This is a genomic window from Streptomyces sp. NPDC058000 (assembly GCF_042886435.1).
In the GTDB taxonomy this organism is placed as follows: domain Bacteria; phylum Actinomycetota; class Actinomycetes; order Streptomycetales; family Streptomycetaceae; genus Streptomyces.
In genome coordinates this window covers 1-25,149 of sequence record NZ_JBHVQS010000018.1, presented here as the reverse complement: position 1 = coordinate 25,149, position 25,149 = coordinate 1, and the positions used below count along the sequence as shown (strand labels likewise).

20 protein-coding genes, 1 rRNA gene and 3 pseudogenes are annotated in these 25,149 nt (G+C 74.0%); 10 read left to right on the top strand and 14 right to left on the bottom strand.

Annotation, left to right across the window (positions count from 1 at the left end; all coding sequences use genetic code 11):
* Nucleotides 1-1,182, bottom strand: a complete 1,182-nt coding sequence (locus tag ACFVT2_RS19315; RefSeq protein ID WP_390019148.1) for a beta-1,3-glucanase family protein — start codon at nucleotides 1,180-1,182, stop codon at nucleotides 1-3.
* A gap of 209 nt (nucleotides 1,183-1,391) precedes the next feature.
* Here ACFVT2_RS19315 and ACFVT2_RS19310 point away from each other — a divergent pair, with 209 nt between their 5' ends.
* Entirely contained in the window at nucleotides 1,392-3,020 is a 1,629-nt protein-coding gene (locus tag ACFVT2_RS19310; RefSeq protein WP_390019146.1) for a PucR family transcriptional regulator, read from the top strand.
* A gap of 36 nt (nucleotides 3,021-3,056) precedes the next feature.
* Here ACFVT2_RS19310 and ACFVT2_RS19305 read toward each other — a convergent pair whose 3' ends face one another.
* The 3 genes from ACFVT2_RS19305 to recN form a co-directional block, all read right to left on the bottom strand.
* Complete coding sequence (locus ACFVT2_RS19305; protein WP_390019144.1) at nucleotides 3,057-4,247, bottom strand: glycosyltransferase family 4 protein; 1,191 nt, start codon at nucleotides 4,245-4,247, stop codon at nucleotides 3,057-3,059.
* Nucleotides 4,248-4,654: 407 nt separating this feature from the next.
* Nucleotides 4,655-5,488 (bottom strand): hypothetical protein, encoded by an 834-nt coding sequence (locus ACFVT2_RS19300; protein WP_390019141.1) that lies wholly within the window; start codon nucleotides 5,486-5,488, stop codon nucleotides 4,655-4,657.
* Nucleotides 5,489-5,517: 29 nt separating this feature from the next.
* Nucleotides 5,518-7,263: a DNA repair protein RecN gene (recN, locus tag ACFVT2_RS19295; protein WP_390019389.1), complete on the bottom strand. Its 1,746-nt coding sequence runs from the start codon at nucleotides 7,261-7,263 to the stop codon at nucleotides 5,518-5,520.
* 283 nt (nucleotides 7,264-7,546) lie between these two features.
* On the opposite strand from recN, the gene ACFVT2_RS19290 reads away from it, so the two are divergent.
* Nucleotides 7,547-9,040: a S41 family peptidase gene (locus ACFVT2_RS19290; protein ID WP_390019140.1), complete on the top strand. Its 1,494-nt coding sequence runs from the start codon at nucleotides 7,547-7,549 to the stop codon at nucleotides 9,038-9,040.
* Between the two features lie 71 nt (nucleotides 9,041-9,111).
* On the opposite strand, the gene ACFVT2_RS19285 is transcribed toward ACFVT2_RS19290, so the two are convergent.
* From ACFVT2_RS19285 to ACFVT2_RS19275, 3 genes are read right to left on the bottom strand one after another with little or no spacing between them, the layout of a single operon-like run.
* Nucleotides 9,112-9,990: an NAD kinase gene (locus ACFVT2_RS19285; protein WP_100607054.1), complete on the bottom strand. Its 879-nt coding sequence runs from the start codon at nucleotides 9,988-9,990 to the stop codon at nucleotides 9,112-9,114.
* 59 nt (nucleotides 9,991-10,049) lie between these two features.
* Nucleotides 10,050-10,865 (bottom strand): TlyA family RNA methyltransferase, encoded by an 816-nt coding sequence (locus ACFVT2_RS19280; RefSeq protein WP_390019138.1) that lies wholly within the window; start codon nucleotides 10,863-10,865, stop codon nucleotides 10,050-10,052.
* A gap of 14 nt (nucleotides 10,866-10,879) precedes the next feature.
* On the bottom strand, nucleotides 10,880-11,242 hold the full coding sequence (locus tag ACFVT2_RS19275) for a hypothetical protein (RefSeq protein WP_390019136.1): 363 nt from the start codon (nucleotides 11,240-11,242) through the stop codon (nucleotides 10,880-10,882).
* Between the two features lie 64 nt (nucleotides 11,243-11,306).
* Between ACFVT2_RS19275 and ACFVT2_RS19270 the strand changes: the two genes are divergently transcribed.
* The gene (locus ACFVT2_RS19270) at nucleotides 11,307-11,654 is read left to right on the top strand and encodes an SCP2 sterol-binding domain-containing protein (RefSeq protein WP_390019134.1); all 348 of its coding nucleotides are present in this window, start codon (nucleotides 11,307-11,309) and stop codon (nucleotides 11,652-11,654) included.
* On the opposite strand, the gene ACFVT2_RS19265 is transcribed toward ACFVT2_RS19270, so the two are convergent.
* The 3 genes and pseudogenes from ACFVT2_RS19265 to ACFVT2_RS19255 form a co-directional block, all read right to left on the bottom strand.
* Nucleotides 11,638-12,474 (bottom strand): ABC transporter ATP-binding protein, encoded by an 837-nt coding sequence (locus tag ACFVT2_RS19265; RefSeq protein WP_390019132.1) that lies wholly within the window; start codon nucleotides 12,472-12,474, stop codon nucleotides 11,638-11,640. The two genes, ACFVT2_RS19270 and ACFVT2_RS19265, sit on opposite strands and share 17 nt — an antisense overlap.
* An 89-nt stretch (nucleotides 12,475-12,563) precedes the next feature.
* Nucleotides 12,564-12,803 (bottom strand): annotated as a pseudogene (locus ACFVT2_RS19260) (iron chelate uptake ABC transporter family permease subunit); the annotation flags it as partial.
* A gap of 87 nt (nucleotides 12,804-12,890) precedes the next feature.
* Nucleotides 12,891-12,938, bottom strand: a pseudogene (locus tag ACFVT2_RS19255) (hypothetical protein); the annotation flags it as partial.
* A 394-nt stretch (nucleotides 12,939-13,332) separates the two neighbouring features.
* On the opposite strand from ACFVT2_RS19255, the pseudogene ACFVT2_RS19250 reads away from it, so the two are divergent.
* Nucleotides 13,333-13,587: pseudogene (locus ACFVT2_RS19250) on the top strand (ABC transporter substrate-binding protein); the annotation flags it as partial.
* A 71-nt stretch (nucleotides 13,588-13,658) separates the two neighbouring features.
* Complete coding sequence (locus ACFVT2_RS19245; RefSeq protein WP_390019129.1) at nucleotides 13,659-14,582, top strand: siderophore-interacting protein; 924 nt, start codon at nucleotides 13,659-13,661, stop codon at nucleotides 14,580-14,582.
* A 90-nt stretch (nucleotides 14,583-14,672) separates the two neighbouring features.
* On the opposite strand, the gene ACFVT2_RS19240 is transcribed toward ACFVT2_RS19245, so the two are convergent.
* Nucleotides 14,673-15,818, bottom strand: a complete 1,146-nt coding sequence (locus ACFVT2_RS19240) for an HAD-IIA family hydrolase (protein ID WP_390019127.1) — start codon at nucleotides 15,816-15,818, stop codon at nucleotides 14,673-14,675.
* Between the two features lie 178 nt (nucleotides 15,819-15,996).
* Between ACFVT2_RS19240 and ACFVT2_RS19235 the strand changes: the two genes are divergently transcribed.
* From ACFVT2_RS19235 to ACFVT2_RS19215, 5 genes are all read left to right on the top strand, one after another.
* On the top strand, nucleotides 15,997-17,262 hold the full coding sequence (locus ACFVT2_RS19235) for a DUF1015 family protein (RefSeq protein ID WP_390019125.1): 1,266 nt from the start codon (nucleotides 15,997-15,999) through the stop codon (nucleotides 17,260-17,262).
* Between the two features lie 193 nt (nucleotides 17,263-17,455).
* Entirely contained in the window at nucleotides 17,456-19,003 is a 1,548-nt protein-coding gene (locus ACFVT2_RS19230; protein ID WP_390019122.1) for a pyridoxal phosphate-dependent decarboxylase family protein, read from the top strand.
* Nucleotides 19,004-19,039: 36 nt separating this feature from the next.
* Nucleotides 19,040-20,365 carry a lysine N(6)-hydroxylase/L-ornithine N(5)-oxygenase family protein gene (locus tag ACFVT2_RS19225; protein ID WP_390019120.1) on the top strand — a complete coding sequence of 442 codons (1,326 nt, stop codon included), beginning with the start codon at nucleotides 19,040-19,042 and terminating at the stop codon, nucleotides 20,363-20,365.
* On the top strand, nucleotides 20,362-20,928 hold the full coding sequence (locus ACFVT2_RS19220; protein ID WP_390019118.1) for a GNAT family N-acetyltransferase: 567 nt from the start codon (nucleotides 20,362-20,364) through the stop codon (nucleotides 20,926-20,928). The genes ACFVT2_RS19225 and ACFVT2_RS19220 overlap by 4 nt, the downstream gene beginning before the upstream one ends.
* Nucleotides 20,928-22,919, top strand: a complete 1,992-nt coding sequence (locus ACFVT2_RS19215) for an IucA/IucC family protein (RefSeq protein ID WP_390019115.1) — start codon at nucleotides 20,928-20,930, stop codon at nucleotides 22,917-22,919. Before ACFVT2_RS19220 ends, ACFVT2_RS19215 begins: the two co-directional genes overlap by 1 nt.
* On the opposite strand, the gene ACFVT2_RS19210 is transcribed toward ACFVT2_RS19215, so the two are convergent.
* From ACFVT2_RS19210 to rrf, 3 genes are all read right to left on the bottom strand, one after another.
* On the bottom strand, nucleotides 22,816-23,562 hold the full coding sequence (locus tag ACFVT2_RS19210; protein ID WP_390019113.1) for a hypothetical protein: 747 nt from the start codon (nucleotides 23,560-23,562) through the stop codon (nucleotides 22,816-22,818). The genes ACFVT2_RS19215 and ACFVT2_RS19210 overlap by 104 nt on opposite strands.
* A complete protein-coding gene (locus tag ACFVT2_RS19205) occupies nucleotides 23,559-24,545 on the bottom strand; it encodes a hypothetical protein (RefSeq protein ID WP_390019110.1) in 987 nt (328 codons plus the stop codon). The genes ACFVT2_RS19210 and ACFVT2_RS19205 overlap by 4 nt, the downstream gene beginning before the upstream one ends.
* Before the next feature lie 300 nt (nucleotides 24,546-24,845).
* Nucleotides 24,846-24,962, bottom strand: a 5S ribosomal RNA gene (gene rrf, locus ACFVT2_RS19200).
* Nucleotides 24,963-25,149: the final 187 nt, after the last annotated feature.

Here is a 25,149-nt window from a genome sequence, read left to right as displayed (position 1 = left end):
TTAGAACGGCGTCAGGGTGAGGGTGAGCTCCTTGGGGGCATGGTCCTCTATGTAGGAGGCGAAGCCGGCGACGTCGTCGAAGGCGAAGCCGTACGCCTTGCCGTCCTGGGTCGCGGTGTGCATGGCGCGGGCGTAGTGGTTGGTGAGCGGCTGCTGGTAGAAGGCGGCCGGGTCGGTGACCGGCTGGGCGGCGTGGGTCGCCAGGGTGGAGCGGTTGAGGGCGGCGCCGAGGACGGCGGCCACCGGGCCCCGGGTGCCGTCGTTGGGGGCGGCCAGGGTGCCGTCGCAGAAGAGGACGTCGCGGGTGCTGGGGCGGGTGAAGGCCACTCCCCCGGCTGCCGCGGGAGTGACCCCCGTGCCGGGGCCGGTGAAGGTGAGCTGGTCGCCGCCGACCCGGCCGGTGAAGGTGCCGGCGTTGGTGGTGACGGTCAGGTCCTTGGCGGCGTACGCGGACCAGGCGGCGTCGATGGCCGAGGCGAAGTAGTCGGCGGCGAACAGGCCGCTGTCCAGGCCGTGGCCGGGGGCGATCACCCGCCGGTCGCCGATGACCAGGCGGTCGAAGCCCGCGGCGGCCTTGACGTCGGCGAAGATCCGGGCCCGGGCGCCGTCCTTGAGGGTGCCGGTGGTCTGGTCGCCGGAGCCGGTGAGCCGCAGCGCGAGCGGGACGCTGAACATGTCGACCATGGTGGTGTTGCAGAACATCCCGCCGGAGTTGTGGGTGAACTCGGCGCAGTCGTGCAGCACGTCGTAGTTGGGGTCGGTGGCGACCCAGCCCGCCGGGTAGGCCAGCGCGGGCTTGCCGTTGCCGTCGGCGACCGCCTTGATCTTGAGTTTGGCGCCCAGGCTGGTGTAGATCCGGCCGGACATCGGGGGCAGTTGGACGGTGGTGGTACCGGTGGCGGCGAGCGGTATCGCGTAGTCGGTGAAGCCGTCCGGGCCGTTGTCGGCGAGGGAGACGGGGGCGAGCCGGCCGTCCGGGGTGACCCGGACCTGCTGGGTGCCGTCGTTGCCGAGGATGTAGATCCAGACCGAGCCGTTGGCGTAGGCGCCGGAGTTGTTCACGAGGTGCAGCGGGAGGGTGGCCGCCGCGCGGCGGGCGGGGGTGCCGACGGCCCGGCCGGCGAGGGCGGCGGTGGCGGCACCGGCGGCGAGTCCGCCGAGGAGGGTGCGACGGGTGATCATGAGGCGGCTCCTTGTGGGGGGTGGGTGAGCGCTCTCGTTGGTACGGTCCAAGCACCCTGCCCAGGCTCCCTGGCCAACGTCAAGTGTGCGTCCAGTTAAAGGAGTTGAGCGGCAGGTCGGATGGTGTGCGTGAGCCGCCCCGGGCGACCGGCGGAGGCGATCCGGATCATGTTCCTCCGGATAGCCGTACGCGCGGTAGCGTTCGCGCCATGGGGCCGCACGGGAAGATCGAAGCCGACATCACGGTACGCAGGGCGTTGGAGCTGCCGGCGCTGCGGCGCGGCCTGCCGGAAGTGCTGGCCGGCGAGGACCGGATGGGCCGGTCGGTGCGCTGGGTGCACGCCGGCGAGGTCCCCCACATCGCCTCGCTGCTCAAGGGCGGCGAGCTGCTGCTGACCACGGGGCTCGGGGTGGGCACCCGGCCGTCCGAACAGCGCGCCTTCATCCGCAAGCTCGCGGACCGGGACGTCGCCGCGCTGGTCGTGGAGCTGGGCTCGCGGTTCGACGCCCTGCCCGCGGCGCTGGTCGACGCCGCGCGGGACTGCGGGCTGCCGCTGATCCAGCTGCACCGCGAGGTCCCGTACGTCACGGTCACCGAGGAGATCCACACCGAGATCATCAACAGCCACTACACCCTGCTGCGGCGCGCCGACGAACTGCTGCGGCGCTGCACCGGCGTACTGCTGCGGGGCGGCGGCGCCCCGGAGGTGCTGCGGCTGCTCGCCGTCTTCACCGGCAATCCGCTGTGCCTGGAGGCCCCCGACGGCAGCCCGCTGTACGCGGCCGGGCCGGAGGGCGACGACAGCGCGGCGGACGCCGATCCGCTGCTGGCCTGGGAGGGGCTGCGGGACTCCGGCGTACGCATCGAGCTGCCCGGCGGGGGGCCCGGGCCGGACGCGGTGCGCGCCCGGCTGGTGCTGCTCCCGGTGAACGGGCCGCTGGCGCCGGTGCACCGGATCGCCGCCGAGCGCGCCGCCGATCTGCTGGCCGTGGTCATGCTCCAGTCCCGTCAGGAGGAGGTGCTGGCCGCCCGCGGTCGCGGCGACTTCCTGGCCGAGTTGGCGGAGGGGCGGATCTCCGCGTCCGAGGCGCCGGCGCAGGCCCGGCTGCTGGGCTTCCGGCCGGGCACCGACCCGGTGCTGCCGGTGGTGATGCGGCTGCCGGCCGCGCTGCCCTCCCCCGGCAGTTGGGCACTGCTCGCCCAGGCGCTGCGCGAGGAACTGGCCGCCCTCGGGGTGCCCGTGCTGCTCGGCGTGCGGCCCGTGGAGGGCCGGGTGCCGCTGCTGGTGGCGCTACGGGCGGGCCAGGACCGGGCGGCGCTGGCCGACCGGGTCGCCGAGGCGCTGCGCGCCGGGGTCGTCCGGGCCGGCCTGGACCGGCCGTCGGCGCACCGCCCGGTGGTGGTGGTCGGCACGGCGGGCGACTGGGCGGCGGCCGGCCCGGGGCTGCGGCACGCGGCGGAGGCGGCGGCCGCGGCCCAGGGACTGCCGGAGGCGCCCTGGTACGACGCCCGGCGCCTGGACATCGAGCTGCTGCTGTGGCGGATGCGGGAGCACGGCGAGCAGGGGGTGCTCAGCGATTTCGTCGAGCGTGCCATCGGCCCGCTGCTGGCCCACGACCGGGGCGCCCGCCAGCCGCTGCTGCCGACCCTGGAGGCGTATCTGGCCAGCGCCGGCCGCAAGGCCGAGACCGCCCGCGACCTGAACGTCAACCGGCAGACGCTCTACGACCGGCTGGCGCGGATCGCCCAGCTGCTGGGGACGGACCTGGACGACCCGCAGACGGTACTGGGACTGCGGCTGGCGCTGCGGGCCCGGCGGCACACCTTCCGGGGCTAGCTGCACATCGACCGGGTCCAGGGCCTGCCCGGTGGATCAGACCGGCAGGCCCGGCTGCGGCGGCTGGGTCAGTTCGTCGTAGACGCTGAGTACCTGGGCGACCGTGTCGTTCTCGCTGGGCCAGCCGGCGGCCTGGGCGCGGCCGGCCGCGGCGAGCGCATCGCGGCGCGCCGGGTCGGCGAGCAGGTCGAGGACCGTGTGGGCCAGCGCGGTGGCGTCGCCGTAGCGGACCAGTGCGGCGGCCCGGCCGACCAGTTCACGGGTGCCGCCGGTGTCGGTGGCCACCAGGGGGACGCCGGCGCGCAGTGCCTCCTGGGCGATCAGGGAACGCGCCTCCCACCTGCTGGGCAGCACCACCAGGTCGGCGGCGGCGAGGAGTTCGGGTACGTCGTCGCGGCGGCCGAGCAGTTGGACGGGCAGCCGCTCGCTGTCGATCCGGCGCTGGAGCGCGGCCCGCTGTCCGCCCTCGCCCGCGATGGCGAGCAGCGGCTGGGGGTCGAGCCCGCACCAGGCGTGCGCGGCGTCCAGCAGCAGGTCATGGCCCTGGGACGGGTCGAGCCGGCCGACCGCGAGCAGCAACGGCCGGTCCACCGCGCCCAGTTCGGCGCGCTCCTTGTCGCGGCTGCGGTCGGCGTCGGCGGGGTGTCCCGCGCGACCGGGCCGGGCACGCGGGACCGCGACCGGCGCGAGGCGGGCGTCCCGGGCGCCGCGCTCACGCGCCCGGTCCACGAGGTCGGAGCAGACGCCCAGGACGACCGCCGCGGCCCGGGCCACCCGCCGCTCCATCAGGTGCACCATCCCGGCGCGGGCGCCCTCGGTGTGCGCCTTGGTGTGCCAGGTGATGACGAGGGGGACCGGCCCCCAGCTACCACCGGGGGAACCCCCGGCGCGCGGGCCGCACAGTCCGCGCAGCGCCATCGACGCGCGGAGACCGGCCCGCAGGCCGTGCGCATGGACCAGGTCGGCGTCCCAGCAGGCGCCGCGCAGGACGGTCATGCCCGCCGGATCCATCCGCGGTGCGACCGGTACGAACCGGGCGCCGGCCGCGGTGAAGCCGTACGCCTTCTCGGCCTCCGGCGGGGCGCACACGGTCACCCGGACCCCGCGGGCGACCAGTCCTTCGGCCAGCGAACGGACGTGCGCTGCGCTGCCGGCGCCGCCGCGGCCCAGCACCTGGACCGTGCGCAGCGGCAACTGCCCGTGCGGCGGGGTCGGGGGGCTGGTCACGAGGTCGGGCTCCTGGGTCGGGGGGGCGGTACGGACCGTACCGGCGGGGCGGTTTGGCACTGCGAGGTGCTGCGATGTGTCGGGGCGCGGAAACGCGCCCGGCCTGCGGGCAGGACGGGGCGGGCACGCCCTGGCACTGCGCACCGCGCCCAGGATGCCAGTCCGGCGGCGTCAATTCGGCACCGTGCGGACGCCGTTCCGGTGGGAAGTCTCACCCCCGGATCCACGGATTCACCCACATGGGCGACTTGGCGCGTGCGGGGATGACCGCCCGAACGGGGTGAACCCACCCGTCCGGTCCGTCGCCACCGCTGTCCGGAACCCGTCCTTCACTGTCCGGATCGGGTCGCTCCGGATCTCCTCACCGCCCCGGTCGCGCGGGGTGCCGGCGCGAGCGGCGGGCCCCGTCAGAGCGCCCCGGCCAGGCGGCTGACCCGGTCCCCGGCGGCCGCCGCGGCGACCAGTGCGGCGGCGTGCACGGCCAGCCCCGCCCGGCCTCCCCCACTCTCGGCTCCGCTCGAACGGGGGGACCCCCATCCGACGACGGCGGCCAGCCCGAGGGCGGCGCCGAGGGCGTGCGCCCCGGCGTCCCCGAGCATCGTGCGCTCCCCGAGATCGTCCCCGGCGACCGCGGCCGCGGCGCCCAGCGGGACGGCGAACAGCGGCCCGGCCGGCCCGCGGCGCAACAGCCCCGGTGCGGCCAGGGCCACGACGGCGCCGGCCGCCCGGCCCGGCCGGACGTCCAGGAGGTTGACCAGGTGGGCCGAGCCTGCGATCACCACTCCCGCCAGCAGCTTGTCGGCCGGACGGTCCTTGAGCAGGGCGCCGGCGGCGAGCCCGGCGGCGCCGATCCCGAAGAGCTTGACCGCCCCGCTGGTGACCTCGCCGTGCCGCAGCGCGGACAGGTGGGCCCGGAAACCGCGCCGCGGGTCCCCGGCACCGGCGAGGTCGTCGTAGCCCCCGCAGCCGCCGGCGGCCAGTACGGCCAGCGCCGCCGCACCGCGGGCCCGGGCGGACAGCCCCGGCGCGCCGGCCGCGACCAGCGCGGTGCCGAGCGCGGCCGCCGGACCGGCGTGCAGGGTGACCGTCCGGCCCGCGTAGTTCTTCCGCTCCCAACGGGCCGCGCCGCCCGGCGGCCAGCGCCGCAGCGCCCCGTAGGCCGCCCGGGTCGCGCCCGCCGCCGCGAGCAGTGCCGCGCTCCTGCCGCCGATCCCCACCGCTATGTCGCGCCCCACCGTCATATCGCTCCCCCTCGCCGGACCAGTTACCGCTACCCGCCCGTGCGGGCGGTCTCCAACAATTCCTCGGCGTGCGCGCGGGCCGTTTCGGAGTCCTCCTGGCCGGCCAGCATCCGGGACAGCTCGCGGATCCGGTCCTCGCCCTCCAGGACGGTGACGCCGCTGCGGGTCACCGAGCCGTCGTTGGTCTTCTCCACCAGCAGCTGCCGATCGGCGAACGCGGCGACCTGCGGGAGGTGGGTGACCACCACGACCTGCGCCGACTTGGCGAGCCGGGCCAGTCGCCGGCCGACCTCGACGGCCGCCTTTCCGCCGACGCCCGCGTCCACCTCGTCGAAGAGGTAGGTCGGTACGGGGTCCGAGCCGGCGAAGACCACCTCCACGGCGAGCATCACCCGGGACAGTTCACCGCCGGAGGCCCCCTTGGCGATCGGCCGGGGCGGGGCGCCCGGGTGCGGGGCCAGCAGGATCTCGACCTCGTCGGCGCCGGCCGGGCCGTACGCCACGGTGCGGCCGTTGACCTCGATGCCGGCGGCGTTCCCGGCGTCCGCGGTGTCCTCGGGGAGCTCGGTCTGGTGGATGGCGACGCTCACCCGGGCGTGCGGCATGGCGAGTTCGCCGAGTTCGGCGGTGACCGCGGCCGCGAAGTGCTCCGCGGACGCGGTCCGGGCGTCGGTCAACTGCTGGGCCAGTTCGCCGAGTTCGGCGCGGAGCGCATCGCACTCGGCGGCCAGCTCGGCGATCCGGTCGTCGTCGCCGTCGAGTTCGGCGAGCCGGGCGGCGCTCTGCTCGGACCACGCCAGCACCGCCGTGATGTCCTCGCCGTACTTGCGGGTGAGGTGGTTCAGGGCGGCGCGGCGCTCCTCCACGGCGGCCAGCCGCCGCGGATCGGAGTCCAGGCCGTCGGCGTAGCCGGCCAGTTCGGTGGCGACGTCGGCCATCAGGATGCCGAGTTCGCCGAGCCGGTCGGCCAGGGCGGCCAGATCCCGGTCGTGGCCGCGGACCGTCTCCAGGGCGCGGTGGGCGCCGGCGACCAGGGTGGTGGCGTCGATGGCTTCCGGGTCCTCGGGGTTGCCGGCCAGTGCGGCGTGCGCGACGGTCGCGGCGGAGGCCAGCGCCTCGGCGTGGCCGAGCCGTTCGGCCTCCGCCGCGAGTTCGACGTCCTCGCCGGGCAGCGGTTCGGTGGCGGCGATCTCGTCCAGGCCGAAGCGGAGCAGATCGGCTTCCTGCGCGCGTTCCCGGGCCCGGGTGGTCAGCTCGTCCAGTTCGGTGGCGACGGTGCGCAGCCGGCGGTGCGCGGCGGTGTACTTGGCGAGCGGGACGGCGACCGCGTCCCCGGCGTAGCGGTCCAGTGCCTGGCGCTGGCGGGCCGGCCGCAGCAGGCCCTGCTGGTCGGTCTGGCCGTGCACCGCGACCAGGTCGTCGGCGAGGTCGCCCAACACCCCGACCGGTACCGACCGGCCGCCCACATGGGCCCGCGAGCGGCCCTCGGCGGAGACCGTGCGGCTGATCAACAGCGCGCCGTCGTCCAGCTCCGCACCGGCCTCCTCGGCCCGTACGGCAGCGGGCGACGAGGACTTGAGGGCGATCCTGCCCTCGACCACCGCCGCCCTGGCACCGATCCGCACCAGGGCAGGGTCGGCGCGCCCGCCGAGCAGCAGGCCGAGGCTGGTGACGACCATGGTCTTGCCCGCGCCGGTCTCGCCGGTCACCGCCGTGAAGCCCGGGGACAACTCGACGACCGCGTCGTCGATGACACCCAGGGACCGGATCCGCATCTCCTCCAACACGGGTACGACCTTACGAGGTCCGGGGGCCACCCCGCGACGGCCTCCCCCACACCGGCCCCCGGACCGGGCCCCCGGACCGCCCGGACCTGCCCGGTCGCACGCCCGGGACCTGCGGAAAACCCCACCAAGGAAGCGGGTGGCCGCCGCATGGTGCCCGGCCGGGCCCGGCCGGCACGCTGACAGCGCACCGCCTCGGCGCCGTCCCGAACCCGGCTCGGCCGTCGTCCCGGCCGTCGTATCCGCTCCCGCCCCGACCCCACGAGGTACTCCCATGAGTGATCCGGCAACGCTCCGACCGGCGACCGGCCGCCACCAGGCCGGGCCCCGGGCACCCCGCCGCCCGCGCACCACGGCCCTGCTGGCCGCCGCCCTGACCGCGGTGATCGCACTGCCGGCCTGCGCCGCCCCGGCGGCCCCCGCCCACGCGGCCGGGGCGCGGGCGGCGGCGCCCTCCCTGGACGGCGTCTGGCGGACGGACGGCTACGGCACCCTCGTCACCATCAAGGGCAGCGCCCTGAAGACGTACGAGACCACCGCCGTCAGCTGCCTGTCGGGCCAGGTCACCGGCGTCCGGGCCGGCGCCCCCGGCGCGGACGGCTCGCTCCGCTTCACGGTGCCGGACTCGGCGCCGCTCACCGTGGCCCCGGTGGGCGCCGACGGCGCCCGGATGGCCTTCGCCGACAAGGCCGGCCACCACACCCTGCACCGCGCCGGGGCGCTGCCGGGGCGCTGCGGTGCCCGGCCGGCCGGCGACCCACGGGCGGTCTTCGACGTCTTCTGGCAGACGTACGCGGAGAACTACCCCTTCTTCCGGGCCAGGGGAATCGACTGGAACGCGGTCCGGGACCGCTACCGTCCCCGGATCACCGCGAAGACCACCGACGCCGAACTCCTGGCGGTGCTGCACGCGATGATCGAGCCGCTGAACGACGCGCACACCCGGGTCATCGCCGGGCCCGACCGGTGGTTCGCCGGTAAGCGCCCCGGCACCGTGCTGCCCACGCCCGAGTTCACCACCCGCGTCGACGCGGCGATCGCCGCGAACCTCGGCCCGCACACCGTCCAGCGGCACTGGGCCCAGGGCAAGCTCTCCTACGCCGATCTGCCCGGCCGGATCGGCTACTTCCGGGTCACCCAGTTCGCCAGGTACACCAAGCAGGGCGGCTACGCGGGCGAGGTCGCCGAACTCGACCGCGCCCTGGACGCGATCTTCACCAAGGCCCGCACCCAGGGCCCGACCGCGCTGCGCGGCCTCGTCCTCGACCTGCGGGTCAACGGCGGCGGCTCGGACGCCCTCGGCCTGCGGATCGCCTCCCGGCTCACCGACCGGCCCTACCTCGCGTACCGCAAGCGGGCCCGCAACGACCCCGCCGACGCGCGGAAGTTCACCACGCCCGAGCCGGTGTCGGTCCGTCCGCACCGGGGACCGGTCTACACCGGCCCGCTCGCCGTCCTCACCAGTCGGCTGACGATCAGCGCGGGCGAGACCTTCACCCAGTCCCTGACGGGCCGCTCCCCCGCACTGACCAGGATCGGCGAGAACACCCAGGGCGTCTTCTCCGACATTCTGGAGCGGGCGCTGCCGAACGGCTGGAGCTTCGGCCTGCCCAATGAAGAGTTCCTGACGGCCGACGGCCGTACCTTCGACGGACCCGGGATCCCGCCCGCGGTCCGCGCCCCGGTCTTCACCGACGCGGAGCTGTCCGCCCGGCGCGATACGGCCCTGACCCGGGCCCGGGAGCTGCTGGGGCGCGGCGGCGCGTAGCCGGAGAGCGGGTCGCGGCGGGCTGCCGGAACGTGCGGCGTCGCGCGGTCCGGCAGCCCGCTGCCGTCGTCCTAGTGCGGCGCGCCCCGCCAGCCGGCCACCGGGAGGGCGAACTTGGCCACCAGGCGGTCGGTGAAGGAGGCGTGGTGCAGCCGGGCCAGGCGGACCGGGACGGCGCCGCGGCGGACCTCGACGCGGGCGCCGGCGGGGAGTTCGACGGTGCGCCGGCCGTCGCACCACAGCACGCCGTGCGGGGTCTTGGGCTGGACCTCGACGGCCAGCACCGACCGCGGCGAGGTGACCAGCGGCTTGGCGAACAGGGCGTGGGCGCTGATCGGAACCATCAGCAGCGCCTCGACCTCCGGCCAGACGACCGGGCCGCCGGCCGAGAAGGCGTACGCGGTCGAGCCGGTCGGGGTCGCGCAGACCACCCCGTCGCCGCCGAAGCGGGAGACCGGCCGGCCGTCGACCTCGGTGACCACTTCCAGCATCCGCTCGCGGGCGGCCTTCTCCACGGACGCCTCGTTGAGCGCCCAGTCGGTGTGCACCACGGCGCCGTTGTTGCGGACCAGGACGTCGAGGGTCATCCGCTCCTCGACCTCGTAGGAGCGGGTGACGACACGGTCGACGACCTTGTCGAGGTCGTCGCGCTCGGCCTCGGCGAGGAAGCCGACCCGGCCGAGGTTGACGCCCAGCATCGGCACCCCGGACGTCCGGGCGAAGTCCGCGCCGCGCAGCAGCGTGCCGTCCCCGCCGAGGACGACCAGGAGTTCGCAGCCCTCGGCCGCGCACGGTTCGGTCGCCACGCGTTCGACCGAGTCCGGCAGCGGCAGGTCCGCGGCCTCCTCGTCCAGTACCCGCACCCCGATCCCGCTGCGCAGCAGCCCCTGGACCACGAGCTCGGCACTGCGGATGGCCGCCGGGCGGCCGGTGTGCGCGAGGAGGAACACCGTCCGCTCGGCGCGGCCGGTGTCCGGTGCTGCGCTGTCTTCAACTGCCTGGGTAGTGGTCAACTGGGCCCCTCCGCCACTGCACGGTCGACATCCGCCGGGTCGAGTGCAGGCGCCCCGGCGCGCAGCCACAGAAAGTACTCGACATTGCCCGAGGGTCCGGGCAAGGGGCTCGCGGTCACGCCGAGGACGCCCAGCCCCAGCCCGGCCGCGCGGTCCGCGACGCCGCGCACCGCCTCGGCCCGCAGCGCGGCGCTGCGTACCACCCCGCCGGTGCCCAGCCGCTCCTTGCCGACCTCGAACTGCGGCTTGACCATCAGTACCAGGTCGGCGTCGGGCGCCGCGCAGCGGACCAGCGCGGGCAGGACCAGGCCCAGCGGGATGAAGGACAGGTCGCCGACGACGAGGTCGACGGGGTGCGCGTCGATCTGATCCAGGGTCAGCTCGCGGACGTTGGTGCGGTCCTTGACGGTGACCCGCTCGTCGCTCTGCAACTGCCAGGCGAGCTGCCCGTAGCCGACGTCGACGGCGACCACGTGGCCGGCGCCGGCCCGCAGCAGCACGTCGGTGAAACCGCCGGTGGAGGCGCCGGCGTCCAACGCCCGCCGGCCTTCGACGCGCAGACCGCGCGGGACGAAGGCGGCGAGCGCGCCGGCGAGCTTGTGGCCGCCGCGCGAGACGTAGTCGGGGTCGTTCTCGTCGTCCCGGACGACCACGGCCGCGCTGGTCTCCACCTGGGTGGCCGGCTTGGTCGCGGTCGCCCCGCCGACGGTCACCCGGCCCGCGGCGATCAGCTGGCTCGCGTGCTCCCGCGAGCGGGCCAGCTTGCGGCGCACCAGCTCCGCGTCGAGACGGCGTCGTGCCACTCCTGCCACCTGTGGTTCAGCTCCTATTGATCGGGACGGCCGTGATGGTCGTGCGTCGGGGACGGTGCGGGCGGCCCGGGGTGCTGGTCGAGGGAGGCCAGCACGTCGCGCAGCCCACGGTGGACATCCTCGTACATGTCCAGGTGGCCGCTCACCGGGAGGTGGTCGGCTTCGGCCAGGCGTTGCAGGCCGGCGTCGACCGCGGCCCGGCCGGTGGGGGTCACCGCCACCCCGAGCGGCCGCGGACCGGCCGGTTCGGCGGGCGGCGGGGCCTCGGGGGCCTCCTGGGGCGCCGGCTCCGGATCGGGGGAGCCCGGCCCGGTCGCCGCCGCTGCGCCCGGGGGGCCGGGTGCCGCCGGCTCCGGGCCGTTCATCGGGTCTGCCATGCCCCCGACGCTACCCCGGCCGTGCGCCCCCGGCCGTCCGTGGCCTGGCGTATCGTCGGGCGCGATGGCAACTCTCGACCAGTGCCGCGCCGCGCTCGACCGGCTGGCCCACAACCTGTCCTCGGCGGACGGCGAGGTGCGCGGCGCCGCGGCGCTCGACCGCTCCGTCAGCTGCCGCATCACCGACCTCGACACCACCTTCGTCGGCCGGCTGGCCGAGGGCGGTCTGCGGGACGTGACCTGCGTCGCCGGGCCGCCGCCGGACAAGGCCGAGATCCGGCTGACCATGACCGGGGACGACCTGGTCGCGCTGGTGGACGGCCGGCTGAACTTCGCCCGGGCGTGGAGCAGCGGCCGGGTGAAGCTGGAGGCCGGGCTGCGCGATCTGCTGCGGCTCAGGACCCTGCTGTAGCCGACACCGGGGCCGACGCCGACGCGGCGGCCTCCCGGGGCCGGCGGGCGGCCGGGACGACCAGCGGGGTACCGGTCTCGGGGTCGTCGATGATCCGGCAGTCGATGCCGAAGACCCGGCTCACCAGGTCGGCGGTGACGATGTCCGACGGCGCGCCCTCGGCGATCACCTCGCCGTCCTTGAGGGCGATCAGGTGGGTGGCGTAGCGGGCCGCCTGGTTGAGGTCGTGCAACACCGCGACCAGGGTGCGGCCCTGTTCCTCGTGGAGGCCGGCGCACAGATCCAGGACCTCGATCTGGTGCTGGATGTCGAGGAAGGTGGTCGGCTCGTCGAGGAGGAACAGCGGCGTCTGCTGGGCCAGCGCCATGGCGATCCAGACCCGCTGCCGCTGTCCGCCGGAGAGCTCGTCGACGTACCGGTCGGCCAGTTCGGCCACACCCGTCGCGGCCATCGACTCCCCGACGATCCGCTCGTCCTCGGCCGACCACTGGCGCAGCAGTCCCTGGTGCGGGTAGCGGCCGCGGGCCACCAGGTCGGAGACGGTGATGCCGTCCGGGGCGATCGAGGACTGCGGCAGCAGCCCCAGCGTCCGGGCGACCTGCTTGGCCGGCAGGGCGGAGATCTTCTGCCCGTCGAGCAGCACCGCGCCGGCGGTCGGCTTGAGCATCCGCGACAGCGCGCGCAGCAACGTGGACTTGCCGCAGGCGTTGGGGCCGACGATGACGGTGAAGGAGTGGTCGGGGATGGTGACCGAGAGGTTCTCGGCGATGGTCCGCTGGTCGTAGGCGAGGGTGACGTTCTCGGCCGCGAGACGGCTCACTACAGGGCTCCTGGGGTGGTGGGGGTGGTCGGTTCGCTGAGGCTGCCGGGGGCGCCGGGGGTCGCGTTGAGGGGTGCCCGGCCGCTCGCTCATACGCGTCCCGCCTTCCGCTCGATGACCAGCAGCCACAGCAGGTAGCCGCCGCCGAGGGCGCCGGTCGGCACGCCGACCGGCAGTTGGTCGGCGGCGAAGAGCCGCTGGGCGGCCCAGTCGGCGGCGACCAGCAGGGTGGCGCCCATCAGGGCGGCGGGCCGGAGGTCGGGGCCGGGCGAACCGGTGAGTCGGCGGGCGAGTTGGGGCGCGGTGAGGGCGACGAAGGCGGCGCCGCCGAAGGCGAACCCCACGTAGCCCGAGAGCGAGGTGACGCCGAGGAAGCCGATGGCGGAGACCACCGCGGCCGAGGCGCCGGCGTTGATGCCGAGGACACCGGGGTCGGCGAGCGGGTTGCGGGTGAGCGCCTGCATGACGGTGCCGGCGAGGCCGAGGGCGGCGCCGGCGAGGAGGACGACGGATGCGCCCCACCCCGCGGCGCGGACGGCGGGCCGCCGCCCCGGTGCGGTGGGGGTCGTCGCCGCGTCGGGGGGACTGCCAACGGGGGGACTGTCTACCAACACGCGAGTTAGGTTAGCCTACCCTCACAAGCAGTCGATCTACCGGCCCGACCGGTTCGACGCGTCCACCCTGCCCGTTGGAGGCCCGCCGCCTCCGGAGAGAAGCACCACCACCATGCAGACCCTCCGAAGCGTATCCCGGTCCCGACGCGGCATCCTGACCGCGGGCGGCGCCGTCGGCATCGGCGCCCCGCTCGCCGCCTGCGGGGGCGGCAAGGAGTCGGAGGGCTCCGTGAGCGGCGGCGGCAAGGGCGGCTACTTCGAGAACCTGAGCCGGGAGAACGCCGACAAGTACCAGGTCGACGGGCTCCCGCTGGACAACCGGACCGCCACCCTCCAGCCCAAGGACCTGGCCGCCAAGCCGTCCTGGAACAGACTCCCCGCCGTCAAGGCCGGCCAGATCGCCCCCTGGTCCAGCGAGCCGCGCTTCTCCTACGCCGGCGCCGCACCGCTCATCGAATCGCTCGCCCGGGCCATCGAGCACGCGAAGAAGGTCACCTGACGCACCACCGGGCCGACCCCGCTGCCGGCCCGGACCGCCCACCAGCCCGTACCGACCCGGGAGGATCCCTCATGACCGCGACCGCCGCCCCCACCACCGCGCCGTTCCGCTTCTTCGACGTCCAGGTCGTCCGCACCCGGCGGCTCGGCCCGTCCATGGTCCGGATCACCTTCACCGGCGAACGGCTGGACGAACTGGCGTCCGGCGGCCGGGACCAGCGCTTCAAACTGTTCCTCCCGCAGCCTCACCAGACCGCACCGGTCTTCGAGGACACGGGGGACGGCTGGTACACCGCCTGGCGGGCCCAGGACCCGGCCGAGCGCCCCGTGATGCGCTCCTACACGATCCGCGAACAGCGCCCCGACCCGTGCGAGTTCGACGTGGACTTCGCGCTGCACGGGGCCGACGACCCGGCCTCCCCCACTCTCAACTCCGTTCGAGCGGGGGGACCCCCGTCCAGCAGCGGCCCGGCCAGCCGCTGGGCGGTCCGGGCCCGGCCGGGCGACCGGCTGACCGTCCTCGCCCCGGCCGTCGAGGACAACGGCGGGGTGGACTTCCGGCCACCGCCCGGCACCGACTGGATCCTGCTGACCGGCGACGAGACCGCCCTCCCTGCCATCTCCGGGATCCTGGCCTGGCTCTCCCCCGGCACCGTGGCCAAGGTGTGGATCGAGGTCGGGCACGAGGGCGACCGGCAGGCGCTGCCGACCTTCGCCGACGCCGAGGTCACCTGGCTCGTCCGGGACCCGGCGGCGGCCGGCCACGGCGCACCCGTCCTGGACGCGCTGCGCGCCGCCGACCTGCCCGAGGGCACCCCGTACGCCTGGATCGCCGGCGAGGCCGGCTCCGTCAAGGCGGTGCGCCGCCACCTCGTCGGGGAGCGCGGCTTCCACCGCCGCGCGGTGAAGTTCACCGGCTACTGGCGGCGCGGCGCCACCGAGGAGGACCTGATCGCGGAGCTGACCGCGGCGGCGGCCGCCGCCGGCCAGGAGTGAGCCACCCCGCCCACCGCCCCGACGCGCGGCCCTGCCGCTCCACGCGGCAGGGACCGCCCGACGGCCCCGACACCCTCTCCTAACGCCCCGTCACATACCGAGCCGGTGCAGCGCCTTGGTCGCGTCCGCCCGGCAACTCCCGGCGCCCGCCGCGGTCCAGGCCGCCGCGCACAGCGCCCGCAGCCCGTCCAGCGGCTCCCCCTCGCCGTCCAGAACCAGTTCGTCCCCCGCCGCCTCGGCCCGCCAGCCGCCGCAGCCGAAACCGGTGCCGTCCGCGGTCACCTCCGGCTGCGGCCGCAGCAGCCCGCGCAGGTCCGCGTCCACATACGTCGGCCGGTGCTCGGGCGGCGCGGCCAGCAGCGCGGCCGGGGTGGTGACGCCGGTGAGCACCAGCAGGGAGTCCACCCCACCGTTCCACGCGCCCTCGATGTCGGTGTCGAGCCGGTCCCCGACCACCAGCGGCCGCCGCGCACCGGTCCGCAGCACCGTCTCCCGGTGCATCGGCGGCTGCGGCTTCCCCGCGACCTGCGGCGCCCCGCCGGCGGCGATCCGCACCACCTCCACCAGCGCGCCGTTGCCCGGCGCGATCCCCCGCTCCTTGGGGATGGTCAGGTCGGTGTTGGACGCGAACCACGGCACCCCGCGCTGCACCGCGTACGCGGCCTCGGCCAGCCGCTCCCAGTCCAGCGTCGGGTCGTAGCCCTGGACCACCGCCGCCGGATCGTCGTCCGCCGACCCCACCGGCACCAGCCCGCGCTCACGCAACGCCACCCGCAGCCCCTCGCCCCCGATGGCCAGCACCCGGGAACCGGCCGGCACCTGCTCGGAGATCAACCGGGCCACCGCCTGCGCCGAGGTGATCACATCCTCCGCGGTCGTCGGCAGACCGAATCCGGACAGCTGGTCGGCGACCGCCTGCGGAGTCCGGGCCGCGTTGTTGGTCACGTACGCGAGGTGCATGCCGCCCTCGCGCGCCGTGGTCAGCGACTCCACGGCATGCCCGATGGCCCGTCCGCCGGCGTAGACCACCCCGTCCAGATCCAGCAGCGCCGTGTCGTACGCCTCACTCAACGCGCGCCGGCACCCGTCGGGCCCGCGCCGCTCGCTCCCGCCCGCCCGACGCCGCTCGCTCCCGCCCGCCCAACGCTGCTCGCTCCCGCCCGCCCAACGCTGCTCGCTCCCGCCCGCCCAACGCTGCTCGCTCCCGCCCGCCCACCCGGCGATCTGCTCTTCCATGCCGTCCCGCTCCTCGCTCCTCCGTGCCGTACGGAAGGTCCGCCCGCCCGCCGGGACGGACCTTCGCCCGGCCCCACCGGGTCGGTCCGTCCGCCGCCGCGCGGCTCTCGATGTTTCCGGCCGATTCACGGCCGCTCCCCCGATCATCCCGCACCCCCTCCAGGCATAGCATTCTTCAATGACCAGTTCCGACGGCCTCCGCCTCCTCCCGTTCCGCGGCCTGCGCTACGCCCCGGACCGGGTCAGCAGCCTCACCGCGGTCACCTCCCCGCCCTACGACGTCGTGGTCCGCCCGGACGGGGTCCGCGAGTTGGAGACCTCCGACCCGTACAACATCGTCCGGCTGATCCTGCCGCACGCCGTGGAACCGGCCACCCGCCACCGCCAGGCCGCCGAGACCCTGCGGCGCTGGCGCGCGGAAGGCATCCTCACCCCGGATCCGGAACCCGCGCTGTACGTCTACGAGCAGCGCGGCGGCGACGTCCTCCAGCGCGGCCTGATCGGCGCGCTCCGACTCGACGGCCCGGTACTGCCGCACGAGGACGTCATCCCGGAGGTGGTCGAGGACCGGGCCGCCCTGATGGGTGCCGCCGCCGCCAACTTCGAGCCGCTGCTGCTGTCGTACCGCGGTCAGAACACCGCGAACGGCGCCACCGCGGTCATCGAACGCACCGTCCTGCGCACCCCACTGCTCGCCACCACCACCGAGGACGGCTTCGCGCACCGCCTGTGGGCGGTCACCGACCCGGCGGAGCTGGCCGCCGTGGACGCGGACCTGGCCCACCGCCGGGCCCTGATCGCCGACGGCCACCACCGCTGGGCGACCTACCAGCGGCTCCACGAACAGCGGCCGGACGCCGGGCCGGACTCCCCCTGGGCATCCGGGCTGGTGCTGCTGGTCGACACCGCCCGCTATCCGCTCCAGGTCCGGGCGATCCACCGGGTGCTGCCGCACCTGCCGCCGGCCAAGGCACTGGCGGACCTGGCCGGCGCGTTCCGGGCCCGCCGGCTGCCGGGCGAGATGTCCGCCGCGCTGGAGGCACTGGCGGAGACCCCGGGCAACGCCTTCGTACTCTCCGGCGGCCCGGACTCCTTCCACCTCCTGGACCGCCCCGACCCCGGGCTGCTCGACCGGGCGGTCCGCACCGACCGGCCCGAGGCGTGGCGTCAACTGGACGCGACGGTGCTGCACTCCGTCCTGCTGGACGAGGTCTGGCGGATCCCCGACCACCCGTCGGACATCGGCTACCTCCACCACGCCGAGGCGGCGGTGGCGCAGGCCGCCCGGCACGGCGGGACGGCCGTCCTGATGCGCGCCACCTCGGAGGAAACGGTCCGTCAACTCGCCGAGCAGGGCGTGACGATGCCCCGCAAGTCCACCTCGTTCGGCCCCAAGCCGGCGACCGGTCTGGTGCTGCGCACGCTGGACGACGAAGGGAGCTGATCCTCCCCCCTGCCGCCCGGGAGGCGCGGGAAGTACCCCCAGGTCCGGCCCGGGCCGGGGGCCCCGCACCCAACCGGTGATCCAGTTAGGTTAGGCTTACCTCACTGCGTCACCGGGCGGGCTCTCCTGCCCCTGTGCACACGTCCGCACCCTGCACAGGACGCGGTTGACCCCGCTCCAGGGAGGGCACTTCATGAGTCGCCTCGCGCACTCCGCCGAGGATCCGGCCGACAGCCGTACCTATCTCCTCAACAACCACACCGCCGACCGCTACCGCGCCGCCGTAAGCGAGAGCGTCACGCGGATCAGCGACCGGATCGCCACCACCGACCGCCCCTTCACCGGCGTCTCGGTCGACGAACTGGCGCCCACCGTCGACGCCGTGGACCTCGACACCCCGCTCCACGACCCGGCCGCCGCCCTGGACGAACTGGAGCAGGTCTACCTCCGCGACGCGATCTACTTCCACCACCCGCGCTACCTCGCCCACCTCAACTGCCCCGTGGTGATCCCCGCCCTGGTCGGCGAGGCGGTGCTGTCCGCCGTCAACTCCTCCCTCGACACCTGGGACCAGAGCGCCGGCGGCACCCTCATCGAACGCCGCCTGATCGACTGGACGGCCGCCCGGATCGGCCTCGGCGCAGCCGCCGACGGCATCTTCACCAGCGGCGGCAGCCAGTCCAACCTCCAGGCCATGCTCCTCGCCCGGGACGAGACCTGCCGCCGCGAACTGGCCCGCCAGGGCTCCCCCGAGGACGCCCAACTCACCGACCTCCTCCCCCGGCTGCGCATCCTCACCTCCGCCTGCAGCCACTTCAGCATCCGCAAGTCCGCCACCCTGCTCGGCCTGGGCGCGGAGGCCGTCATCGCCGTACCGGCCGACGACACCAAGCGGATGCGCACCGACGCGCTCGCCACCGAACTGGAGCGCTGCCGCCGCGACGGCCTGATACCCATGGCGATCGTCGCCACCTCCGGCACCACCGACTTCGGCTCCATCGACCCGCTCCCGGCGATCGCCGACCTGGCCGCCCGGTACGGCGCCTGGATGCACGTGGACGCCGCCTATGGCTGCGGCCTGCTGGTCTCCCGCCGCCGCGACCTGCTCGCCGGCATCGAGCGCGCCGACTCGGTGACCGTGGACTACCACAAGTCCTTCTTCCAGCCGGTCAGTTCCAGCGCCGTCCTGGTCCGCGACCGCAGCACGCTCCGACACGTCACCTACCACGCGGACTACCTCAACCCGCGCCGGATGGTCGAGCAGCGCATCCCCAACCAGGTCGACAAATCGCTCCAGACCACCCGCCGCTTCGACGCCCTCAAACTCTGGCTGACCCTGCGCACCATGGGCGCCCAGGGCATCGGCGAACTCTTCGACGAGGTCATCGACCGGGCCGCCGACGCCTGGAAACTGCTGCACGACGACCCGCGCTTCGAAGTCGTGGTGGAACCCCAGCTGAGCACCCTGGTCTTCCGCTACCTCCCCGGCGGCACCCAGGACCCCGAGCTCACCGACCGGGTCAATCTGCACGCCCGGGAAGCCCTCTTCGCCTCCGGTGCCGCGATCGTCGCCGGCACCAAGGTCGACGGCCGGCACTACCTCAAGTTCACCCTGCTCAACCCGGAGACCACGCTCGACGACATCGCCACCGTCCTCGACCTGATCGCCGAGCACGCCGGCCGCCACCTGGCCGAGCAGCCCCAGGCCGGCCCGCCCGCACCGGCCCTCAGCGCCCGCTGACCTCCCCACCGACCGACCATCTCCGGAGAGACCCCCGTGACCGTCCCCCACGACGCCCCCTATGACTTCCTCGCCATCGGACTCGGCCCCTTCAACCTCGGCCTGGCCTGCCTGACCGCGCCCATCGAGGAGCTCAACGGCCTCTTCCTCGACGACCGGCCGGGCTTCGACTGGCACCCCGGCATGATGCTGGAGAGCAGCCACCTCCAGGTCCCGTTCCTGGCCGACCTGGTCACCCTCGCCGACCCCACCTCGCCCTTCTCCTTCCTCAACTACCTGAAGGAATCGGGCCGGATGTACTCCTTCTACATCCGCGAGAACTTCTATCCGCTGCGCGCCGAGTTCAACGACTACTGCCGCTGGGCCACCGGAAAACTCGACACGGTCCGCTTCTCCCACAAGGTCACCACCGTCGAGTACGACGAGACCGCCGAGGTCTACGTCGTCCACGCCGACCACCAGGGCGAGAAGCACACCTTCCGGGCCCGCAAGCTCGTCCTGGGCACCGGCACCCCGCCGCACCTCCCCGACGCCTGCCGCGACCTGGGCGGCGACGCGCTGCACAACGCCGGCTACCTGGACGCCAAGCCCGCCCTCCAGGCCAAGGACAGCATCACCATCGTCGGCAGCGGCCAGAGCGCCGCCGAGATCTACTACGACCTCCTCCAGGACATCGACGCCCACGACTACCACCTGACCTGGGCCACCCGCTCCCCCCGCTTCTTCCCCCTCGAATACACCAAGCTCACCCTGGAGATGACCTCCCCGGAGTACGTGGACTACTTCCACGCCCTCCCCCCGGCCACCCGCGACCACCTCAACGCCTCCCAGAAGCACCTCTACAAGGGCATCGACTCGGAGCTGATCAACGACATCTTCGACCTGCTCTACCAGAAGCGGCTGGCCGGCCCGGTCCGCACCCGCCTGCTCACCAACTCCGGCCTCCAGCAGGCCCGTTACGACGAGGCCACCAGCACGTACACCCTCGGCCTGCGGCAGGAGGAGCAGGGGCGGGACTTCACCCTCACCACCCAGGGCCTGATCCTCGCCACCGGCTACCGCTACCGCGTCCCCGACTTCCTGGACCCGGTCCGCGACCGCATCGCCTGGGACGCCGCCGGCCGCTACGACGTCGCCCGCAACTACAGCATCGACACCGCCGGCCGGGGCATCTACGTGCAGAACGCCGAACTGCACACCCACGGCTTCGTCACCCCCGACCTCGGCATGGCCGCCTACCGCAACTCCTGCATCATCCGCGAGCTGCTCGGCCGCGAGTACTACCCGGTCGAAAAGGCCATCGCCTTCCAGGAGTTCGCCGCCCCGGCCGGTCCGCACCACCCGATGGAGATATCCGCATGAACACCCCCGCCTTCGCCCGCACCGACCCCGCGCTGGGGGAGTTCACCCTGCGGCCCGTCGACCCCCTCGCCGACGCCCCCGTCCTCCACTCCTGGGTCACCCACCCCAAAGCCGTCTTCTGGCTGATGCAGGACTGCGACCTGGCCGCCGTCGAGAAGGAGTTCACCCGGATCGACGCCGACCCGTACCACGACGCCTTCCTCGGCCTGCGCAACGGCACCCCGGCCTTCCTCATGGAGCGCTACGACCCCGCCCACCGCGAACTGGTCGGCATCCACGCCGCCCGCCCCGGCGACATCGGCATGCACTTCCTGACGGCCCCCACGGACACCCCCGTCCACGGCTTCACCCACGCCGTCCTCACCACCGTCATGGACATGCTCTTCGCCGACCCCGCCGTCCAGCGCGTGGTGGTCGAACCGGACACCCGCAACACCGCGGTCCACGCCCTCAACGAGGCCGTCGGCTTCGAGGTGGTCCGCACCGTCTCGCTCCCCTCCAAAGACGCCTACCTCAGTACCTGCACCCGCGACCAGTTCCTGGCCACCCGAGGAGACCGCTGATGTCCGCCCCCACCGCCCCGCACCAGCCCGCCCAGGACGCCGTCGCCCACCTCACCCCCGACCTGTGGGCGCGCGCCAACCGCGCCCTGGTCCGCAAGGCACTCGCCGAGTTCGCCCACGAACGGCTGCTGACCCCCGAGCCGCTGGACGACCCGGACCGCTACGCCGTACGCAGCGACGACGCCACCACCACCTACCGCTTCACCGCCCGCAGACAGGCCCTCGACCACTGGCAGATCGCCCCGGACAGCATCACCCGCCACCGCGACGGCACCCAACTCCCCCTGGACGCCCTGGACTTCATCACCGAATTCCACACGTCCCTGGGCCTGTCCCCGACCGTCCTCCCGGTCTACCTGGAGGAGATCAGCTCCACCCTCTCCGGCACCGCGTACAAGCTCGCCGGCAAGGCCCCCACCGCCGCCGAACTCGCCACCGCCGGCTTCCAGGCCGTCGAGACCGGCATGACCGAGGGCCACCCCTGCTTCGTCGCCAACAACGGCCGCCTCGGCTTCGGCGTCCACGAGTACCACGCCTACGCCCCCGAGGCCGCCGCCCCGCTGACGCTGATCTGGCTGGCCGCCCACCGCGACCACAGCACCTTCACCGCCGGCGCCGACCTCGACTACGACACCCTCATCGGCGCCGAACTGCCGGCCGAGACCCGCAGCCGCTTCACCACCACCCTCACCGAACTCGGCCTCGACCCGGACGCCTACTACTTCTTCCCCACCCACCCCTGGCAGTGGTGGAACAAGCTCTCCGTCACCTTCGCCGCCGAGGTCGCCCAGCGCCGCCTGGTCTGCCTGGGCCCCGGCGACGACCAGTACCTCGCCCAGCAGTCCATCCGCACCTTCTTCAACACCACCAGCCCCGAGAAGCACTACGTCAAGACCGCCCTCTCGGTCCTCAACATGGGCTTCATGCGCGGCCTCTCCTCCTCCTACATGGAAGCCACCCCGGCCATCAACGACTGGCTGGCCCGCCTGATCGACGCCGACGACACCTTCCGGGCCGCCCGCTTCTCGATCATCCGCGAGCGCGCCGCCATCGGCTACCACCACCGCCAGTACGAGGCCGCCACCGACAAGGGCTCCCCGTACCGCAAGATGCTCGCCGCCCTCTGGCGGGAGAGCCCGGTCCCCACCCTCGCACCGGGCCAGCAGCTGGCCACCATGGCCTCCCTCCTCCACGTGGACCGCGCCGGCGACTCCTTCGCCGCCGCCCTCATCGCGGAGTCCGGCCTGGCCCCCGAGGTGTGGCTGCGCCGCTACCTCGACGCCTACCTCACCCCGGTCCTGCACTCCTTCTACGCCTACGACCTGGTCTTCATGCCGCACGGCGAGAACGCCATCCTGGTCGTCGAGGACGGCGCGGTGGCCCGCGTGATCTTCAAGGACATCGCCGAGGAAATCGCCGTGATGTCCGCCGACGCGGTCCTGCCCCCCACCGTCGAACGCATCCGCGCCGACGTCCCCGAGGACAAGAAGCTGCTCTCCGTCTTCACCGACGTCTTCGACTGCTTCCTCCGCTTCCTCAGCGCCACCCTCGCCGACCTCGACGTCCTCGACGAGGACACCTTCTGGCGCACCGTCGCCGCCACCGTCGCCGACTACCAGGCGGCCCACCCCCACCTCGCCGACAAGTTCGCCGAGTACGACATCTTCGTCCCCGAGTTCGCCCTGTCCTGCCTCAACCGCCTCCAGCTGCGCAACAACGAGCAGATGGTCGACCTCCAGGACCCGGCCGGCGCCCTCCAACTCATCGGCACCCTCCACAACCCCTGCCCCCGGTCCGCCCCCTCACCCCCCCCCCCCCCCCCCCCCACCCCGGGGGGGGCCCCCCGGGCCCGCCCCTTCTCTGTTACTCCGCTATCGGCCGCAACGACTACTCGGCCTTCTCGGACCCCTTACCGGACTCCGCGTCCCCCGCGGCCTCGCCCGCGTCTGCGCCCGCTTCCGCGTCCGCTTCCTCGTCCAGCGCGTCGGTGAACTGCACCCCGTCCAGCTCGGCCAGCCGGTCCGAGGCATCCGTGGTCCCGGCCTGATCGGCCTCCAGCGCCCTGGCGAACCAGTCCCGCGCCTCGCCCTCGCGCCCGACCTCCAGCAGCGCATCCGCATACGCGTACCGCAGCCGCGCCGTCCACGGGTGCACCGCACTCGACGCCAGCTCGGGGCTCTGCAGCGTCACCACCGCCGCGTCCGTCTGGCCCATGTCCCGCCGGGCCCCGGCCGCGACCAGCCGCATCTCGACCTGCCCGGCCCGGTCCAGCTTCTGCACCTCGGGCTCACCGGCCATCGCCAGCGCCTTCTCCGGCCGCCCGAGCCCACGCTCGCAGTCCGCCATGACCGGCCACAGCTCCGCACTGCCGGTCATCCGCCGCGCGGCCCGGAACTCCTTCAGCGCCTCGCCGTACTTCCCGGCCCCGTACGCCGCGAAGCCGGCGGCCTCCCGCACGGCCGCGACCCGCGACGCCAGCCGCAGCGCCACCCGCGAGTACTCGTACGCCGTCTCCGGTTCCTCGTCGAGCAGCCGCGCGACCATCACCAGGTTCTTGGCGACGTCCTCGGCCAGCGTCTTCGGCAGGCTCAGCAGCTCCTGCCGCACCGCCTTGTCGATCTCCTCGCCGGTCACGTCCTCCGGAATCGGCAGCCGCTTGATCGGCTCCCGGTCCCGGTCCCGGTCCCGCCGCTCGTCCCGACGGTCATCCCGCCGCGGCCCGTCCCGACGGTCATCCCGGCCACGCCCACCGCCGTACGGCCGCCGCGCGCCACGCTCGTCATCCCTACGGAAGCCCCCGCGGTCGTCGTCCCGCCGGAAACCGCCACCGCGCTCATCGTCCCGCCGCGGCGCCCGCGACCGGTCATCCCTACGGAACCCACCACGGTCATCGTCCCTACGGAACCCACCACGGTCGTCATCCCTACGGAAGCCGCCCCGGTTGTCATCCCGCCGGAACCCGCCCCGGTCGTCCCGCCGCTCGGGCCGGTCGTCACGCCGGAACCCACCACGGTCATCACGCCGCTCGGGCCGGAACCCCCCACGGTCACCACGCTCTCCACCGCGGTCATCCCGCCGGAAGCCCCCGCGGTCATCGTCCCTACGGAAGCCGCCCCGGTTGTCATCCCGCCGGAACCCACCGCGGTCGTCCCGCCGCTCGGGCCGATCGTCACGCCGGAACCCACCGCGCTCGCCCCCACGCTCATCCCGCCGGAAGCCCCCGCGGTCATCGTCCTTACGGAAGCCGCCCCGGTTGTCATCCCGCCGGAACCCGCCCCGGTCGTCCCGCCGCTCGGGCCGATCGTCACGCCGGAACCCACCACGGTCATCCCGCCGCTCGGGCCGGTCATCCCGCCGGAACCCACCGCGCTCGCCCCCACGCTCATCCCGCCGGAAACCTCCACGGTCATCGTCCCTACGGAACCCACCGCGGTCACCGTCCTTACGGAAGCCGCCCCGGTCGTCGTCTCGCCGGACACCGCCCCGGTCGTCCCGCCGCTCCTCGCGCCGGAAACCCCCACGGTCACCACGCTCACCACCGCGGTCATCCCGGCGGAAACCACCACGGTCACCGCCGCGCTCGCCACGGTCATCGCGCCGGAAACCACCGCGCTCACCGCCACGGCTATCCCGGCCGTCCCGGCTGTCGCGGCTGTCGCGGCTGTCGCGGCTGTCGCGGCTGTCGCGGCTGTCCCGCCGCGGCCCCCGGTCATCCCGCCGGAAACCACCACGGTCGCCGTCGTCGCGCCTCGGCCGGCGCTCCGAACGATCGTCGGAAGAGTTGGTGGACATCGACGTGACTCCTGTCTTCGTTACTGCATTCATTCTCACGCACCGATCCGTTCGGCGCGCTCCGGCAAAGCAAAAAGGACCCTTGGTCCCAGCTGAACGCTGGGACCAAGGGTCCTTGAAAGATTGTTCGGCGGCGTCCTACTCTCCCACAGGGTCCCCCCTGCAGTACCATCGGCGCTGAAAGGCTTAGCTTCCGGGTTCGAAATGTAACCGGGCGTTTCCCTAACGCTATAACCACCGAAACCCATTCGGGTTCTAGCGAACAAGCACACTCTTCAATTAAAGAAGTTGAACTGGTTCAACCGACGCTGCGACTGTTCGCAACCCGGGAACCACACAGTGGACGCGAGCAACTGAGGACAAGCCCTCGGCCTATTAGTACCAGTCAACTCCACACCTTACGGCGCTTCCATATCTGGCCTATCAACC